Genomic DNA, 14,985 nt, shown 5'->3' on the forward strand with positions numbered 1-14,985 from the left:
AGGGGACACCCTGTCCTCCCACACAGCCATTGCGGCAACAATGGGGGAATGAGTGACAGTCCAGCCCCCCTCGCCGACCCCCACCTCGTCTACGACCCCGTGGCGGGCGACGGGCCGAAGGACGTGGTGATCCTCGGCTCCACCGGCTCGATCGGCACCCAGGCCATCGATCTCGTGCTGCGCAACCCCGACCGGTTCCGGGTCACCGGCCTGTCGGCCAACGGCGGCCGGGTCGCCCTCCTCGCCGAGCAGGCGCGCCGGCTGCGGGTGCGGACCGTCGCGGTCGCCCGCGAGGACGCCGTACCGGCCCTGCGCGAGGCCCTGAGAGCCGAGTACGGGACCGGGGAGCCGCTCCCCGAGATCCTCGCCGGACCCGACGCGGCCACGCAGCTCGCCGCCTCCGACTGTCACACCGTCCTGAACGGCATCACCGGCTCCATCGGCCTGGCCCCGACCCTCGCCGCCCTGGAGGCGGGCCGCACCCTCGCGCTCGCCAACAAGGAGTCGCTCATCGTGGGCGGCCCGCTGGTCAAGGCCCTCGCCAAGCCCGGGCAGATCATCCCGGTCGACTCCGAGCACGCGGCGCTGTTCCAGGCGCTGGCGTCCGGCACCAGAGCGGACGTACGCAAGCTCGTCGTCACCGCGTCCGGGGGCCCCTTCCGGGGCCGCACGAAGGCCGAGCTGGCTCAGGTGACGGTCCAGGACGCCCTCGCCCACCCCACCTGGGCCATGGGCCCGGTCATCACGATCAACTCCTCGACCCTCGTCAACAAGGGGCTGGAAGTCATCGAGGCACACCTCCTCTACGACATTCCCTTCGATCGCATTGAGGTGGTCGTGCATCCCCAGTCGTATGTCCACTCGATGGTTGAGTTCACAGACGGATCCACGATCGCCCAGGCGACGCCCCCCGACATGCGCGGGCCGATCGCCATCGGCCTCGGCTGGCCCGAACGCGTCCCCGACGCGGCACCCACCTTCGACTGGAGCAAGGCGTCGACCTGGGAGTTCTTCCCGCTCGACAACGAGGCCTTCCCGTCGGTCGACCTGGCGCGCCGGGTGGGAGAGCTCGCGGGCACGGCCCCGGCGGTGTTCAATGCCGCCAACGAGGAGTGCGTGGAGGCCTTCCGGGCCGGCGCGCTGCCGTATCTCGGGATCATGGAGACGGTGACCCGGGTGGTGGACGAGCACGGCACCCCGCGCGCGGGAACCTCGCTCACCGTCGCGGACGTCCTCGAAGCGGAGACCTGGGCGCGGACCCGGGCCCAGGAACTGGCGGCACAGACGGCGGAGGCCCGTGCATGACGACCCTGATGTTCATCCTCGGCATAGTGGTCTTCGTGATCGGACTGCTGGCGTCCATCGCGTGGCACGAACTGGGCCATCTGTCCTTCGCCAAGCTCTTCGGCATCCGTGTGCCGCAGTACATGGTCGGCTGGGGCCCGACGATCTGGTCGCGCCAGAAGGGCGAGACGGAGTACGGCATCAAGGCCATCCCGTTCGGCGGCTACATCCGCATGATCGGCATGTTCCCGCCCGGCCCCGACGGCAAGGTGGAGATGCGCTCCACCTCACCCTGGCGCGGCATGATCGAGGACGCCCGCACGGCCGCGTTCGAGGAGCTCAGGCCGGGCGACGAGAAGCGCATGTTCTACACCCGCAAGCCCTGGAAGCGGGTCATCGTGATGTCGGCGGGCCCGCTGATGAACCTGATCCTCGCGGTGGCGCTGTTCCTCACCGTGCTGATGGGCTTCGGCATCTCCGAGCAGACCACCACCGTCAGCTCGGTCGCCAAGTGCGTCATCTCCCAGAGCGAGAACCGCGAGAACTGCAAGGCGTCCGACGCCCCGTCCCCGGCCGCCGCCGCGGGAATGAAGGCGGGCGACAAGATCGTCTCCTTCGACGGGGTGCGCACGGACGACTGGAACCGGCTCTCCGACCTCATCCGCGCCAACCCCGGCAAAACCGTGCCGATCATCGTCGACCGCAAGGGCGAGGAAGTAACCCTGCAGGCGAAGATCGCCACCAACCAGGTCGCGAAGAAGGACTCCAGCGGCCAGGTCGAGCCCGGCAAGTACGTCACCGCGGGCTTCCTCGGGTTCACGGCGGCCAGCGGCGTCGTCCGCCAGGACTTCGGCGAATCGGTGACCTGGATGGGCGACCGCATGGGCGACGCCGTCGACTCCCTCGTGGCCCTGCCCAGCAAGATCCCCGCCCTGTGGGACGCGGCCTTCGACGGCGCCCCGCGCGGGCAGGACTCACCGATGGGCGTGGTGGGCGCGGCCCGCGTCGGCGGCGAGATCTTCACCCTGGACATCCCGCCGACCCAGCAGCTGGCCACGGCCCTGATGCTGATCGCCGGCTTCAACCTCTCCCTGTTCCTGTTCAACGTGCTCCCGCTGCTGCCCCTGGACGGCGGCCATGTCGCGGGCGCCCTGTGGGAGTCGCTGCGCCGCAACGCGGCGAAGGTGCTGCGCCGCCCGGACCCGGGTCCGTTCGACGTGGCGAAGCTGATGCCGGTCGCCTACGTGGTGGCAGGGATCTTCGTCTGCTTCACGATCCTCGTCCTGATCGCGGACGTGGTTAACCCGGTGAGAATCTCCTAGTCATACGGAGTTCGTGGCGGTCCGGCACCCTGTGTGCCGGACCGCCTTCCAACGAGTGGGTTTACGGGCGTGATGTGCCCGGGCCTTGGCATGTGCCGTAATCTCGAAGCCTGGAGCCCGCCGCTGACGGGACCTGGACCTTGATCCACGACTTGGGGTTGCACAGCAGATGACTGCGATTTCTCTCGGCATGCCGTCCGTTCCGACCAAGCTCGCCGAGCGCCGCAAGAGCCGGCAGATCCAGGTCGGATCCGTGGCGGTCGGTGGAGACGCCCCGGTCTCCGTGCAGTCGATGACCACGACCCGTACGTCCGACATCGGCGCCACCCTCCAGCAGATCGCCGAGCTCACCGCCTCCGGCTGCCAGATCGTCCGCGTGGCCTGCCCCACCCAGGACGACGCGGACGCCCTCGCGACCATCGCCCGCAAGTCCCAGATCCCGGTCATCGCCGACATCCACTTCCAGCCGAAGTACGTCTTCGCGGCCATCGAGGCCGGCTGCGCCGCGGTCCGGGTGAACCCGGGCAACATCAAGCAGTTCGACGACAAGGTCAGGGAGATCGCCAAGGCCGCCAAGGACCACGGCACCCCGATCCGCATCGGCGTGAACGCGGGCTCCCTGGACAGGCGCCTGCTCCAGAAGTACGGCAAGGCGACGCCCGAGGCCCTCGTCGAGTCCGCCCTGTGGGAGGCGTCCCTCTTCGAGGAGCACGACTTCCGGGACATCAAGATCTCCGTCAAGCACAACGACCCGGTCGTGATGATCGAGGCCTACCGCCAGCTGGCCGCCGCCTGCGACTACCCGCTGCACCTCGGAGTGACGGAGGCGGGCCCGGCCTTCCAGGGCACGATCAAGTCGGCGGTCGCCTTCGGAGCGCTCCTGTCCGAGGGCATCGGCGACACGATCCGGGTGTCCTTGAGCGCTCCCCCCGCCGAGGAGGTCAAGGTCGGCATCCAGATCCTGGAGTCGCTGAACCTCAAGGAGCGCGGCCTGGAGATCGTCTCCTGCCCGTCCTGCGGTCGCGCCCAGGTCGACGTCTACAAGCTGGCCGAGGAGGTCACGGCGGGCCTGACCGGCATGGAGGTCCCGCTGCGCGTGGCCGTCATGGGCTGCGTGGTCAACGGCCCCGGAGAGGCCCGCGAGGCCGACCTCGGCGTCGCCTCCGGCAACGGCAAGGGCCAGATCTTCGTCAAGGGCGAGGTCATCAAGACCGTCCCCGAGTCGAAGATCGTGGAGACCCTCATCGAGGAGGCCATGAAGCTGGCCGAGCAGATGGAGGCGGACGGCGCCGCTTCCGGCGAGCCGTCGGTGTCGGTGGCGGGCTGACGGGTCTTTCGAACGCCGGTCGGTGAAATCCAGCCCGTCCGGCGTTTGAGGACGAGGCCGGTTCAGGGCCGACAGCGGGGGTCTGGGGGCGGCAGCCCCCAGATACGGCACACCGGCCAACGGTCACCTACAAACGGGCGGTAACCCCCACAGGGCGGCGCGGCTCAGCTTCCGCAGGTACAGTGCGGAGATCAGCAGATCCCACTGTGAGGCCCCGCCCCGTGTTGACCCAGACGACCTCCCGGGTCCTCGAACCGAGCGACCTGGACGCCGCGCTCGCCGTCCTCGACCGTGAGCCGGTCGCGAACGCCTTCGTGACGTCGCGCGTCCAGGTCGCCGGCCTCGACCCGTGGCGGCTCGGCGGCGAGATGTGGGGCTGGTACGAGGACGGCATGCTGACGTCCCTGTGCTACGCCGGCGCGAACCTGGTCCCGATCTGCGCCACCCCGCGCGCCGTCCGCGCCTTCGCCGACCGGGCACGCAGAGCCGGCAGGCGCTGCTCGTCCATCGTCGGCCCCGCCGAATCCACCGCCCAGCTCTGGCGGTTGCTGGAACCGAGCTGGGGCCCCGCGCGTGAGATCCGCGCCCATCAGCCCCTCATGGTCACCGACCGCATGCCCACCGACATCGCTCCCGATCCGTACGTCCGCCGTATCCGCAAGGACGAGATGGACACGATCATGCCGGCGTGCGTGGCGATGTTCACCGAGGAGGTCGGCATCTCGCCGATGGCTGGCGACGGCGGGCTCCTGTACCAGGCGAGGGTCGCCGAACTCGTCGGCGCCGGCCGCTCCTTCGCCCGCCTCGACACCGACGGCAGGGTCGTCTTCAAGGCCGAGATCGGCGCCGCCACCGACCGCGCCTGCCAGATCCAGGGCGTGTGGGTGGCTCCCGAGTACCGGGGGAGGGGCCTGGCGGCCCCGGGCATGGCAGCGGTCCTGCGCTACGCGCTGGCGGACGTGGCGCCGGTGGTGAGCCTGTATGTGAACGACTTCAATACGGCGGCGAGAAGGACGTACAGGAGGGTGGGGTTCCGGGAGGTCGGCGCCTTCATGAGCGTGCTCTTCTGAAAGGCCTTGGGGGCAGCGCACCCAGGAGGGCGACCAGCCCCCACAGCCGCCCCGGATGACAACCCAAACCCCCCTGTAAGCTCCCCCACATGGACCTCGTCATCGGCCCCTTGGACCTGTCAGCCCACGTCGATGAGGCCCTAGCAGTCCAAGCCGTCGCCTTCGGGCTCGGCCCCGACGAGGTAGCGGTCCGCCGCCAGATCGTCCTCCGCCACATGACCTACCCCGGCGCCCGCGCCCTCGGCGCCACCGTCGGCGGCAACCTCGTGGGTTTCGTCTACGGCATGCCCAACGACCGCACCCACTGGTGGTCCACGGTCGTGGAGCCGTACCTCCGGGCACGGCACTGCGACGACTGGCTCGACAACTCCTTCGTGATCACCGAGCTGCACGTCCACCCGCGCCACCAGAACCGCGGCATCGGCCGCGCCCTGATCACCAGGATCACCGACAGCGCCGCCGAACCCCGCTCGATCCTCTCCGCGATCGACACCGACAGCCCGGCCCGCGGCCTCTACCACTCCCTCGGCTACCAGGACCTGGCCCGCCAGGTCCTCTTCCCCAGCGCCCCGAAGCCGTACGCCGTCATGGGCGCCCCCTTGCCCCTCCGCCGCCGTTAACCGATTTCCACCGTCCCGTACCGCCCGGATAACCTCCTGCCATCACCTACTCGCAGCAGGAGTTCGAGAACCATGGCCAACGCACCGGTCCAGCGCATGTCCCAGTTGATGGCGAAGACGCTGCGCGACGACCCGGCGGACGCCGAGGTCCTCAGCCACAAGCTCCTCGTCCGCGCCGGCTACGTCCGCCGCACGGCGGCCGGTATCTGGAGCTGGCTGCCGCTCGGCAAGAAGGTCCTCGCCAACGTGGAGCGGATCGTCCGCGAGGAGATGGACGCGATCGGCGCCCAGGAGGTACTGCTCCCCGCGCTGCTGCCGCGTGAGCCGTACGACGCGACCGGCCGCTGGGACGAGTACGGCCCGGAGCTGTTCCGGCTGCAGGACCGCAAGGGCGGCGACTACCTCCTCGGCCCCACCCACGAGGAGATCTTCACGCTGATCGTGAAGGACCAGGCGTCCTCCTACAAGGACCTGCCGGTGATCCTCTATCAGATCCAGCACAAGTACCGGGACGAGGCCCGCCCCCGCGCCGGCATCCTGCGCGGCCGCGAGTTCCTGATGAAGGACTCGTACTCCTTCGACCTGGAGGACGAGGGACTCGCCCAGTCGTACGCCCTGCACCGCCAGGCCTACCAGAAGGTGTTCGAGCGCCTGGGCCTCGACTACCGCATCTGCGCCGCGACCGCCGGCGCGATGGGCGGCTCCAAGTCGGAGGAGTTCCTCGCCCCGGCCGGCGCCGGCGAGGACACCTTCGCGGACTGCCCGAACTGCGACTTCGCTGCCAACACCGAGGCGATCGCCTACGAGCTGAAGCCGGTGGACGCCTCCGACGCCCCGGCCGCCGAGGAGATCCCGACCCCCGACACCCCGACCATCGAGACCCTCGCCGCCTCCCTCGGCGTCCCGGCCTCCGCCACGCTGAAGAACCTCCTCGTGAAGGTCGACGGCGAGATCGTCGCCGTCGGCGTGCCCGGGGACCGCGAGGTCGACATGGACAAGGTCGAGGCCCACTTCGCCCCGGCGGTCGTCGAGATGGTCGCCGAGGCGGACTTCGCGGGCCGCCCGGACCTGGTCCGCGGCTACGTCGGCCCGCAGGGCCTGGGCGAGAAGGTCAAGTACCTCGCCGACCCGCGCGTGGCGCCGGGCACCGCCTGGATCACGGGCGCCAACAAGGAGCACACACACGCCAAGAACGTCGTCGCGGGCCGTGACTTCGAGGTCGACCAGTACGTCGACGTCGTGGTCGTCCAGGAAGGCGACCCGTGCCCGAACTGCGGCACCGGCCTCAAGCTCGACCGTGCCATCGAGATCGGCCACATCTTCCAGCTGGGCCGCAAGTACGCCGACGCCCTCAAGCTCGACGTCCTCGGCAGGCAGGGCAAGCCGGTCCGCGTGACCATGGGCTCCTACGGCATCGGCGTCTCCCGCGCGGTCGCCGCCCTCGCCGAGCAGAGCGCCGACGACAAGGGCCTGTGCTGGCCCAAGGAGGTCGCCCCGGCCGACGTCCACGTCGTCGCCGCGGGCAAGGCCCTCCAGACGGAGCTGGCGCTCGACGTCTCCCAGCAGCTGGCGGCGGCCGGTGTCCGCGTCCTGGTGGACGACCGGGCCGGCGTGTCCCCCGGTGTGAAGTTCACGGACTCCGAGCTGATCGGCGTACCGCAGATCCTGGTGGCCGGGCGGCGCGCGGCCGAGGGTGTGCTGGAGCTGAAGGACCGCAGGACCGGTGAGCGCGAGGAGCTGACGGTGCAGGAGGCGGTCGCGAGGCTGACGGCCTGAGGACGAGGCCGTTCAGGCCGATGGCGTTCCGGGGGCGCAACCCCCGGAACGCCGACCGCAACGCCCTACAGCCAGTCGGCGAACTCCAGCAACAACTCCGAGTCGGCCCGGCGCCCGACCCTCCGCGCCCGCACGCCCGACTCCACGGCCCGGAACAGCGTCCAGCCGCGCAGCCGCTCCTGGTCCACGTCCAGCGACTCCGCGAGCCTCTTCACCCGCCGCCGGGTCGTGGCCGCCCCAGAGGGCGAGGCGATGAGGTCCTCCACCCGGTCGCGGACGAGCCGCGCCAGGTCGAAGGCGCACTCGCCGACCACCGGGTCGGGGCCCACGGCCAGCCACGGCATCCGCTCCCCGGCGAGCACCTTGCTCTGCCGGAAGGTGCCGTGCAGCAGCCGAACCTCGGGCGGCGCGGCCAGCAGGTCCTCGCGCGCCGCGAGCGCCGCGTCCACCAGCGGCCGTACCTCCGCGTCCGCGACGGCACTCGCCCGCATCGCCTCGGCCTGCCGCCCGGTCCGCTCCGCCACGGTCTCGAAGGGCTGCCCGGCCGGCGGCTCGACCCACAGCCGCCGCAGCGTCCCGGCCGCCTCCAGCAGCGCCTTCGCCTCCGGCAGCGACCGCACCGACACGTCCGGATGCAGCCGCTCCAGCAGCAGCACACCCTCCGCCGTGAACGGTTCGAGCAGCTGTACGGCACCCAGGCCGCCCCAGTGGGCCAGCGCGGCCCGCTCGCTCTCCGGGCGGGCCCGGGGCGGGGCCAGCTTCAGCACGGCGGGCGTGCCGTCCGGCCGCCGTACCAGGAGCACCAGGCTGCTGCGCCCACCGGGCACCTGCACCCGCTCGACGGTCAACTCGCGCAGCGCGACGGCCTCCCCGGCCGCCTCGGGCAGCTTCTCCAACCAGTCGTCACCGTCCGGTGCCGTCTCACCGAGCGCCCTGACCAGACGCCGCGGCGGTTCGAAAGCCATGCGCGAGTCGTTCCCTTCCCGTACGGGTCGAGCCGTACGTCCTACGCGGTGGGTGCCGGCGACGCCGAGGTGGTGGCCGCCCGCTCGGCGAGCCCAGGGAAGGCTACGCTCTCACCCCGCCAGCGCACCGCCCGCACCGCCGCCTCCCGCAGCGCCCAGGCCGCCGTGCGCCGCCGCTCGCCCCCTGCCGCCCGCACCAGATCGGAGTACACCCCGGCCACGCGGTCCTCCAACTCCGCGGCGAGCCGCACGGCCGCCGCCGAGTCCGGCACCGGGAAGGGCAGCGCGTACGCCGCCGCGGCGGCCACCGGCGTTCCGCCCAGGTCCCGCACCTCGCGTGCCAGGGCGTCCCGGCGGGCCCGGTGGGCGTCGTAGGCCGCCTTCGCCTCCGTACGACGGCCCTCACGGATCCGGCCGCCGACGACCCCGTAGCCGTACACGGCCGCGTGCTCGGCGGCCAGCGCCGCCTGGAGGGCCCTCAGTTCCTGGTCCTTCACTTCGCCCTTTCCGTCAGCAGAAACGCGTGCGCGGCCCCGGCCGCCGCCACCGAGGCCAGCAGCCGCGCCAGCTCGCCCGGCACGTCGAGCAGCGCCCGCGTACGCCGGTCCGCGAGGGAGCGCTCGGCGGCGGCGAGTTCGGCTAGGGCGTCCTTCTCGTTCCCCGGCACGGCGGCCGGCGGGGAAACGGAGGGTGACGCCGGCGGGGAGGTCTCCGGCGCCCGGCCGGACGCCTGCCGGGCCTCGCCGAACGCCTCCGCATGCCGTACGACCTCCGCCCGCAGCGGCTCCAGCCGCTCCGCCAGCGCCGGATGCGCAGCCAGGACGGCGTCGTACCGCTCGACCAGCCCTCGGCTCTCGCGGGCCGCACGCGCGCGTGCCCGCTCGGCCGCCGACGGGCTGCCGCCGGTGGACTCGGAGTCCGAACCGTCGGAGCAGCCCGCCAGCAGGGCGGTGCCCGCGGCCGTGGCGAGCAGGCTTCTTCGGCGCGGTCCCGTCAGGGCGCGCGAGGGCGGAGTGAGGGGCACGGCAGACGTCCTCGGGGAACTCGTACGAAAGAAACACCAAGAAGGGGCGGCACGCCCGTGATCACCGTACCCGCGCCCCCGCCCGGCACCACTCAGCGGCACCGTTCGGACCCCGGCCAAGGTCCAGGTGGCCGCCCGGCGGCCGTCCGAGGGCCGCCCCGGTGGACGGCAACACCCCTTGGGACCGGATACCCTTTGACCAGACACGCGACCTACCCACAACAGCACACGCGGCCGAGGAGTCACCCGGATGAGCACCACCCAGAGCGAGAGGCTGCGAAAGCTCCTGGAACCGCTCGTCAGCTCCCAGGGCCTGGATCTCGAAGAGATCGCCGTGGACTCCGTCGGGCGCAAGCGTGTACTGCGCGTCGTCGTCGACTCCGACACCGGTGCCGATCTGGACCGGATCGCCGATGTGAGCCGCGCGCTCTCGGCGAAGCTCGACGAGACGGACGCGATGGGCGAGGGCGAGTACACCCTCGAGGTCGGAACCCCGGGCGCGGAGCGCCTCCTCAAGGAGCACCGGCACTACCGGCGAGCCGTCGGACGACTGGTCAAGTTCCAGCTGGCCGAGGGCGAGGAGCTGGTGGCCAGAATCCTCACGGTCGACGACGACGGACTCGACGCAGAGGTGCCCGGAGTCAAGGGACGCAAGCCCACCGCACGCAGACTCGCCTTCGGCGACATCGACAAGGCGCGCGTGCAGGTCGAGTTCAGCCGTAAGGACGCGAAGGACATGAAGGAAGAGGAGGAGGCGTAACCGTGGACATCGACATGAGTGCCCTGAGGGGCTTGGTACGGGAGAAGGAGATCTCCTTCGACCTGCTGGTCGAGGCGATCGAGGCGGCCCTCCTCATCGCCTACCACCGCACCGAGGGAAGCCGCCGCCACGCGCGCGTGGAGCTCAACCGGGAGACCGGACATGTGACCGTGTGGGCGAAGGAGGACCCGGAGGACCTCGAGGAGGGCCAGGAGCCCCGCGAGTTCGACGACACCCCGACCGGTTTCGGCCGGATCGCCGCCACCACCGCCAAGCAGGTCATCCTGCAGCGGCTGCGCGACGCCCAGGACGACGCGACGCTCGGTGAGTACGCCGGCCGGGAGGGCGACATCGTCACCGGTGTCGTCCAGCAGGGCCGCGACCCGAAGAACGTGCTCGTGGACATCGGCAAGCTGGAGGCCATCCTGCCGGTGCAGGAGCAGGTGCCGGGCGAGACGTACGCGCACGGCATGCGCCTGAGGTCGTACGTCGTCCGGGTGGCCAAGGGCGTCCGCGGACCGTCCGTGACCCTGTCCCGTACGCACCCCAATCTGGTGAAGAAGCTCTTCGCCCTGGAGGTGCCGGAGATCGCCGACGGATCCGTCGAGATCGCCGCCATCGCGCGTGAGGCCGGTCACCGTACCAAGATCGCCGTCCGCTCCACCCGCTCCGGTCTGAACGCCAAGGGCGCCTGCATCGGCCCCATGGGTGGCCGTGTGCGCAATGTCATGGGCGAGCTGAACGGTGAGAAGATCGACATCGTCGACTGGTCGGACGACCCGGCGGAGATGGTGGCGAACGCGCTGTCACCGGCCCGGGTCTCCAAGGTCGAGGTCGTGGACATGGCCGCCCGCTCGGCGCGCGTGACGGTGCCCGACTACCAACTGTCGCTGGCGATCGGCAAAGAGGGGCAGAATGCCCGGCTCGCGGCCCGGCTCACCGGCTGGCGGATCGACATCCGTCCGGACACGGAACAGCCCGGGGAATAGATCCAAGCCGCAGGTCGCTTAGATCACGACAACAGCCGTTCGATTTCTGCCCCAAAGGGGTGAGGTCGGTACGGGGAGGTAGACTTAACAGTGTCTGGCCGGACGCCCGCCCGAGCATGCCCTGAGCGCACCTGTGTGGGGTGCCGGGAGCGAGCGGCCAAGACCGATCTGCTGCGCATCGTGGCGATCGAGGGCGCATGCGTCCCCGATCCTCGCGGTACGCTGCCCGGCCGGGGTGCGTACGTACACCCCGCCCTGGTCTGTCTCGACCAGGCGATACGCCGCCGGGCGTTCACGCGGGCGTTGCGCGCCCCGGGAGCGCTCGACACAAAGGTGTTGCGCCGGCATGTCGAGCAGACAGACAGTTGCTGAGCAGGCAACACAGTAAGACGCGTCGTGCGGAACCCCGTGCGGCCCTGGTACCTCGCGAGTCGGAAGTAGGTCGAGATTGCGATGAGCACTCGATGAGTACGCGATGAGTACGCCCATGAAGTAGCGACGGTCCGGCCGCAACCCGGACCTAAAAGGAGCGAAGTGGCTAAGGTCCGGGTATACGAACTCGCCAAGGAGTTCGGGGTGGAGAGCAAGGTCGTCATGGCCAAGCTCCAAGAACTCGGTGAATTTGTCCGTTCGGCGTCCTCGACGATCGAGGCGCCCGTAGTCCGTAAGCTGACGGACGCCCTCCAGCAGGGCAACGGAGGCGGCAAGCCCGCCCCCGCACGCAAGGCTGCCCCGGCGAAGCCGGCAGCCCCCTCTCCCGCGCAGGCCGCCCGTCCGGCTGCCCCGCGCCCGCCGGCCCCCAAGCCGGCCGCCGCCGAGAAGCCCGCGGCTCCCGCCGCGCCGGCTGCTCCCGGCCCCCGTCCCACTCCGGGCCCGAAGCCCGCGCCGCGGCCCGCCCCGGCGTCTCCGGCGCCCACCACGCCCGAGTTCACGGCACCTCCGGCGGCTCCCGCCGCACCGGCCGCCGGCTCCGGTTCCCCTTCCGGCTCCGGCTCCGGCTCCGGCGCCCGTCCGGGCGCTCCGCGTCCGGGTGGCCAGGCTCCGCGTCCGGGCGCCCGTCCGGGCGGCCCCGGAGAGCGCGGCCAGGGTCGTGGTGACCGTGGCGACCGTCCCGGCGGTTCCCGTCCGGGTGGTCAGGCTCCGCGTCCCGGTGCTCGTCCGGCCGGTCCCCGTCCGGGCAACAACCCCTTCACCTCTGGTGGCTCCACCGGCATGGCGCGCCCGCAGGCGCCCCGTCCGGGCGGCGCCCCGCGTCCCGGTGGTGGCCCCGGTGGCGGCGGCGCGCCCGGTGGCGCTCCGCGTCCGCAGGGCCAGGGCGGTCCTCGTCCCCAGGGCGCGTCGGGCGGTCCCCGTCCGCAGGCTCCTGGCGGTCAGCGTCCCACCCCGGGCGGCATGCCCCGCCCGCAGGGCGGCGGCCCGCGTCCCGGTGGTGGCCCCGGCGGTCCCCGTCCGAACCCCGGCATGATGCCGCAGCGTCCCGCTGCCGGCCCGCGCCCCGGTGGCGGCGGTCCCGGCGGTCGCGGTCCCGGCGGCGGTGGCCGTCCGGGCGGTGGCGGCGGCGGTCGCCCGGGTGGCGGCGGCTTCGCCGGTCGTCCGGGTGGCGGCGGCGGTGGCGGTTTCGCCGGCCGTCCCGGTGGTCCCGGTGGCGGTGGCGGCGGTTTCGCCGGTCGTCCGGGTGGTCCCGGCGGCGGCGGTGGCCGTCCCGGCTTCGGCGGTCGTCCGGGTGGTCCGGGTGGTCGTGGTGGCACGCAGGGCGCCTTCGGTCGTCCCGGTGGGCCCGCCCGTCGCGGTCGCAAGTCGAAGCGGCAGAGGCGCCAGGAGTACGAGGCCATGCAGGCCCCGTCGGTCGGCGGCGTGATGCTGCCTCGCGGCAACGGCGAGTCCATTCGCCTGTCGCGCGGTGCCTCCCTCACCGACTTCGCGGAGAAGATCAACGCCAACCCGGCGTCCCTCGTCGCGGTCATGATGAACCTCGGCGAGATGGTCACGGCCACGCAGTCCGTCTCCGACGAGACGCTGCAGCTCCTCGCCGACGAGATGAACTACACGATTCAGATCGTCAGCCCCGAGGAGGAGGACCGCGAGCTGCTCGAGTCCTTCGACCTGGAGTTCGGCGAGGACGAGGGCGACGAGGAGGACCTGGTGGTCCGTCCGCCGGTCGTCACCGTCATGGGCCACGTCGATCACGGCAAGACCCGACTCCTCGACGCCATCCGCAAGACGAACGTCATCGCGGGCGAGGCCGGCGGCATCACCCAGCACATCGGTGCCTACCAGGTCACGACCGAGGTCAACGAAGAGGATCGCAAGATCACCTTCATCGACACCCCGGGTCACGAGGCGTTCACCGCCATGCGTGCCCGTGGTGCGAAGTCGACCGACATCGCGATCCTGGTCGTCGCGGCCAACGACGGCGTCATGCCGCAGACGGTCGAGGCGCTCAACCACGCCAAGGCGGCCGACGTTCCGATCGTCGTCGCGGTCAACAAGATCGACGTCGAGGGCGCGGACCCGACCAAGGTGCGCGGTCAGCTGACCGAGTACGGCCTCGTGGCCGAGGAGTACGGCGGCGAGACGATGTTCGTCGACATCTCCGCCAAGCAGGGTCTGAACATCGACTCGCTGCTCGAAGCGGTCATCCTGACCGCCGACGCCTCGCTCGACCTGCGGGCCAACCCGCAGCAGGACGCGCAGGGCATCTCGATCGAGTCCCGTCTCGACCGCGGCCGCGGTGCCGTGGCGACGGTCCTCGTCCAGCGAGGCACCCTGCGGGTCGGCGACACGATGGTGGTGGGCGACGCCTACGGCCGCGTGCGTGCCATGCACGACGACAACGGCAACAACGTGCAGGAGGCCGGTCCGGCGACGCCGGTCCAGGTCCTGGGCCTGACCAACGTCCCGGGTGCGGGCGACAACTTCATCGTGGTGGACGAGGACCGTACGGCCCGTCAGATCGCGGAGAAGCGCGCCGCCCGTGAGCGCAACGCGGCCTTCGCCAAGCGCACGCGTCGCGTCTCCCTCGAGGACCTGGACAAGGTGCTCAAGGCCGGCGAGGTCCAGCAGCTCAACCTCATCATCAAGGGTGACGCTTCTGGTTCCGTCGAGGCTCTCGAGTCCTCCCTGCTCCAGCTGGACGTCGGCGAAGAGGTCGACATCCGCGTCCTGCACCGCGGCGTCGGTGCGGTCACGGAGTCGGACATCGACCTGGCGATGGGCTCGGACGCCATCGTGATCGGCTTCAACGTGCGCGCCGCGGGGCGGGCACAGCAGATGGCCGAGCGCGAAGGCGTGGACGTTCGCTACTACTCGGTCATCTACCAGGCGATCGAGGAGATCGAGGCGGCCCTCAAGGGCATGCTCAAGCCGGAGTTCGAGGAGGTCGAGCTGGGTACGGCGGAGATCCGCGAGGTCTTCAAGTCGTCCAAGCTGGGCAACATCGCGGGTGTCCTCATCCGTTCCGGCGAGGTCAAGCGGAACACCAAGGCCCGCCTGGTCCGCGACGGCAAGGTCGTCGCGGAGAACCTCAACATCGAGGGTCTGCGTCGCTTCAAGGACGACGTCACCGAGATCCGCGAAGGCTTCGAGGGCGGTATCAACCTCGGAAACTTCAACGACATCAAGGTCGACGACGTCATCGCGACGTACGAGATGCGGGAGAAGCCGCGGGCGTAACGCCGACGGTTCGTGTTGGCCGACGGGACTTCGGTTCCGTCGGCCAACGCGCCGTTCCAGGGGCAGCGCCCCCGGGCGGGGCGAAAGAATCCCGTCGAGCCATTCGCCCGTTCGTTGTACGGTTCTTGATGTCCCCGCCGACTGAATGGCGGGGCCATCGATCCCGTACCGGCGGG

13 protein-coding genes are annotated in these 14,985 nt (G+C 71.1%); 10 read left to right on the forward strand and 3 right to left on the reverse strand.

Features of this window, described 5'->3' with window-relative positions; genetic code table 11:
- The first annotated feature begins 48 nt into the window (after positions 1-48).
- The 6 genes from dxr to Q4V64_RS38205 all read left to right on the forward strand — a co-directional run bounded on the left by dxr (position 49) and on the right by Q4V64_RS38205 (position 7,399).
- On the forward strand, positions 49-1,305 hold the full coding sequence (gene dxr / locus Q4V64_RS38180; RefSeq protein ID WP_124438865.1) for a 1-deoxy-D-xylulose-5-phosphate reductoisomerase: 1,257 nt from the start codon (positions 49-51) through the stop codon (positions 1,303-1,305).
- 8 nt (positions 1,306-1,313) lie between these two features.
- On the forward strand, positions 1,314-2,606 hold the full coding sequence (locus Q4V64_RS38185; protein WP_124439093.1) for a site-2 protease family protein: 1,293 nt from the start codon (positions 1,314-1,316) through the stop codon (positions 2,604-2,606).
- A 169-nt stretch (positions 2,607-2,775) separates the two neighbouring features.
- Positions 2,776-3,933, forward strand: coding sequence for a flavodoxin-dependent (E)-4-hydroxy-3-methylbut-2-enyl-diphosphate synthase (gene ispG / locus Q4V64_RS38190; RefSeq protein ID WP_124438864.1), 1,158 nt, complete (start codon positions 2,776-2,778; stop codon positions 3,931-3,933).
- A 221-nt stretch (positions 3,934-4,154) separates the two neighbouring features.
- Positions 4,155-5,003 carry a GNAT family N-acetyltransferase gene (locus Q4V64_RS38195; RefSeq protein WP_124438863.1) on the forward strand — a complete coding sequence of 283 codons (849 nt, stop codon included), beginning with the start codon at positions 4,155-4,157 and terminating at the stop codon, positions 5,001-5,003.
- 89 nt (positions 5,004-5,092) lie between these two features.
- Positions 5,093-5,623, forward strand: coding sequence for a GNAT family N-acetyltransferase (locus tag Q4V64_RS38200; protein WP_124438862.1), 531 nt, complete (start codon positions 5,093-5,095; stop codon positions 5,621-5,623).
- A gap of 72 nt (positions 5,624-5,695) precedes the next feature.
- Positions 5,696-7,399, forward strand: coding sequence for a proline--tRNA ligase (locus Q4V64_RS38205; RefSeq protein ID WP_124438861.1), 1,704 nt, complete (start codon positions 5,696-5,698; stop codon positions 7,397-7,399).
- A gap of 65 nt (positions 7,400-7,464) precedes the next feature.
- On the opposite strand, the gene Q4V64_RS38210 is transcribed toward Q4V64_RS38205, so the two are convergent.
- Genes Q4V64_RS38210 through Q4V64_RS38220 form a run of 3 tightly spaced genes read right to left on the reverse strand, consistent with a single transcriptional unit; the run spans position 7,465 to position 9,388 of the window.
- A complete protein-coding gene (locus Q4V64_RS38210) occupies positions 7,465-8,364 on the reverse strand; it encodes an aminoglycoside phosphotransferase family protein (protein ID WP_124438860.1) in 900 nt (299 codons plus the stop codon).
- Positions 8,365-8,405: 41 nt separating this feature from the next.
- Complete coding sequence (locus tag Q4V64_RS38215) at positions 8,406-8,861, reverse strand: ferritin-like domain-containing protein (protein WP_124438859.1); 456 nt, start codon at positions 8,859-8,861, stop codon at positions 8,406-8,408.
- Positions 8,858-9,388, reverse strand: a complete 531-nt coding sequence (locus Q4V64_RS38220; RefSeq protein ID WP_124438858.1) for a hypothetical protein — start codon at positions 9,386-9,388, stop codon at positions 8,858-8,860. Before Q4V64_RS38220 ends, Q4V64_RS38215 begins: the two co-directional genes overlap by 4 nt.
- A 250-nt stretch (positions 9,389-9,638) precedes the next feature.
- Here Q4V64_RS38220 and rimP point away from each other — a divergent pair, with 250 nt between their 5' ends.
- The 4 genes from rimP to infB all read left to right on the forward strand — a co-directional run bounded on the left by rimP (position 9,639) and on the right by infB (position 14,809).
- Positions 9,639-10,148, forward strand: coding sequence for a ribosome maturation factor RimP (rimP, locus tag Q4V64_RS38225; RefSeq protein WP_124438857.1), 510 nt, complete (start codon positions 9,639-9,641; stop codon positions 10,146-10,148).
- Between the two features lie 2 nt (positions 10,149-10,150).
- Positions 10,151-11,137, forward strand: coding sequence for a transcription termination factor NusA (nusA, locus tag Q4V64_RS38230; RefSeq protein ID WP_124438856.1), 987 nt, complete (start codon positions 10,151-10,153; stop codon positions 11,135-11,137).
- A 90-nt stretch (positions 11,138-11,227) separates the two neighbouring features.
- Positions 11,228-11,509, forward strand: a complete 282-nt coding sequence (locus tag Q4V64_RS38235; RefSeq protein WP_124438855.1) for a YlxR family protein — start codon at positions 11,228-11,230, stop codon at positions 11,507-11,509.
- Positions 11,510-11,671: 162 nt separating this feature from the next.
- Positions 11,672-14,809, forward strand: a complete 3,138-nt coding sequence (gene infB, locus Q4V64_RS38240) for a translation initiation factor IF-2 (RefSeq protein ID WP_124438854.1) — start codon at positions 11,672-11,674, stop codon at positions 14,807-14,809.
- Positions 14,810-14,985: the final 176 nt, after the last annotated feature.

It is taken from the genome of Streptomyces sp. NL15-2K (assembly GCF_030551255.1).
Classification (GTDB): domain Bacteria; phylum Actinomycetota; class Actinomycetes; order Streptomycetales; family Streptomycetaceae; genus Streptomyces.

What these genes read in the sequence shown, in the direction of transcription:
- dxr (WP_124438865.1), top strand. Translation starts at nt 49, where the DNA reads ATGAGTGACAGTCCAGCCCCCCTCGCCGACCCCCACCTCGTCTACGAC.
- Q4V64_RS38185 (WP_124439093.1), top strand. Translation starts at nt 1,314, where the DNA reads ATGTTCATCCTCGGCATAGTGGTCTTCGTGATCGGACTGCTGGCGTCC.
- ispG (WP_124438864.1), top strand. Translation starts at nt 2,776, where the DNA reads ATGACTGCGATTTCTCTCGGCATGCCGTCCGTTCCGACCAAGCTCGCC.
- Q4V64_RS38200 (WP_124438862.1), top strand. Translation starts at nt 5,093, where the DNA reads ATGGACCTCGTCATCGGCCCCTTGGACCTGTCAGCCCACGTCGATGAG.
- Q4V64_RS38205 (WP_124438861.1), top strand. Translation starts at nt 5,696, where the DNA reads ATGGCCAACGCACCGGTCCAGCGCATGTCCCAGTTGATGGCGAAGACG.
- Q4V64_RS38210 (WP_124438860.1), bottom strand. Translation starts at nt 8,364, where the DNA reads ATGGCTTTCGAACCGCCGCGGCGTCTGGTCAGGGCGCTCGGTGAGACG.
- rimP (WP_124438857.1), top strand. Translation starts at nt 9,639, where the DNA reads ATGAGCACCACCCAGAGCGAGAGGCTGCGAAAGCTCCTGGAACCGCTC.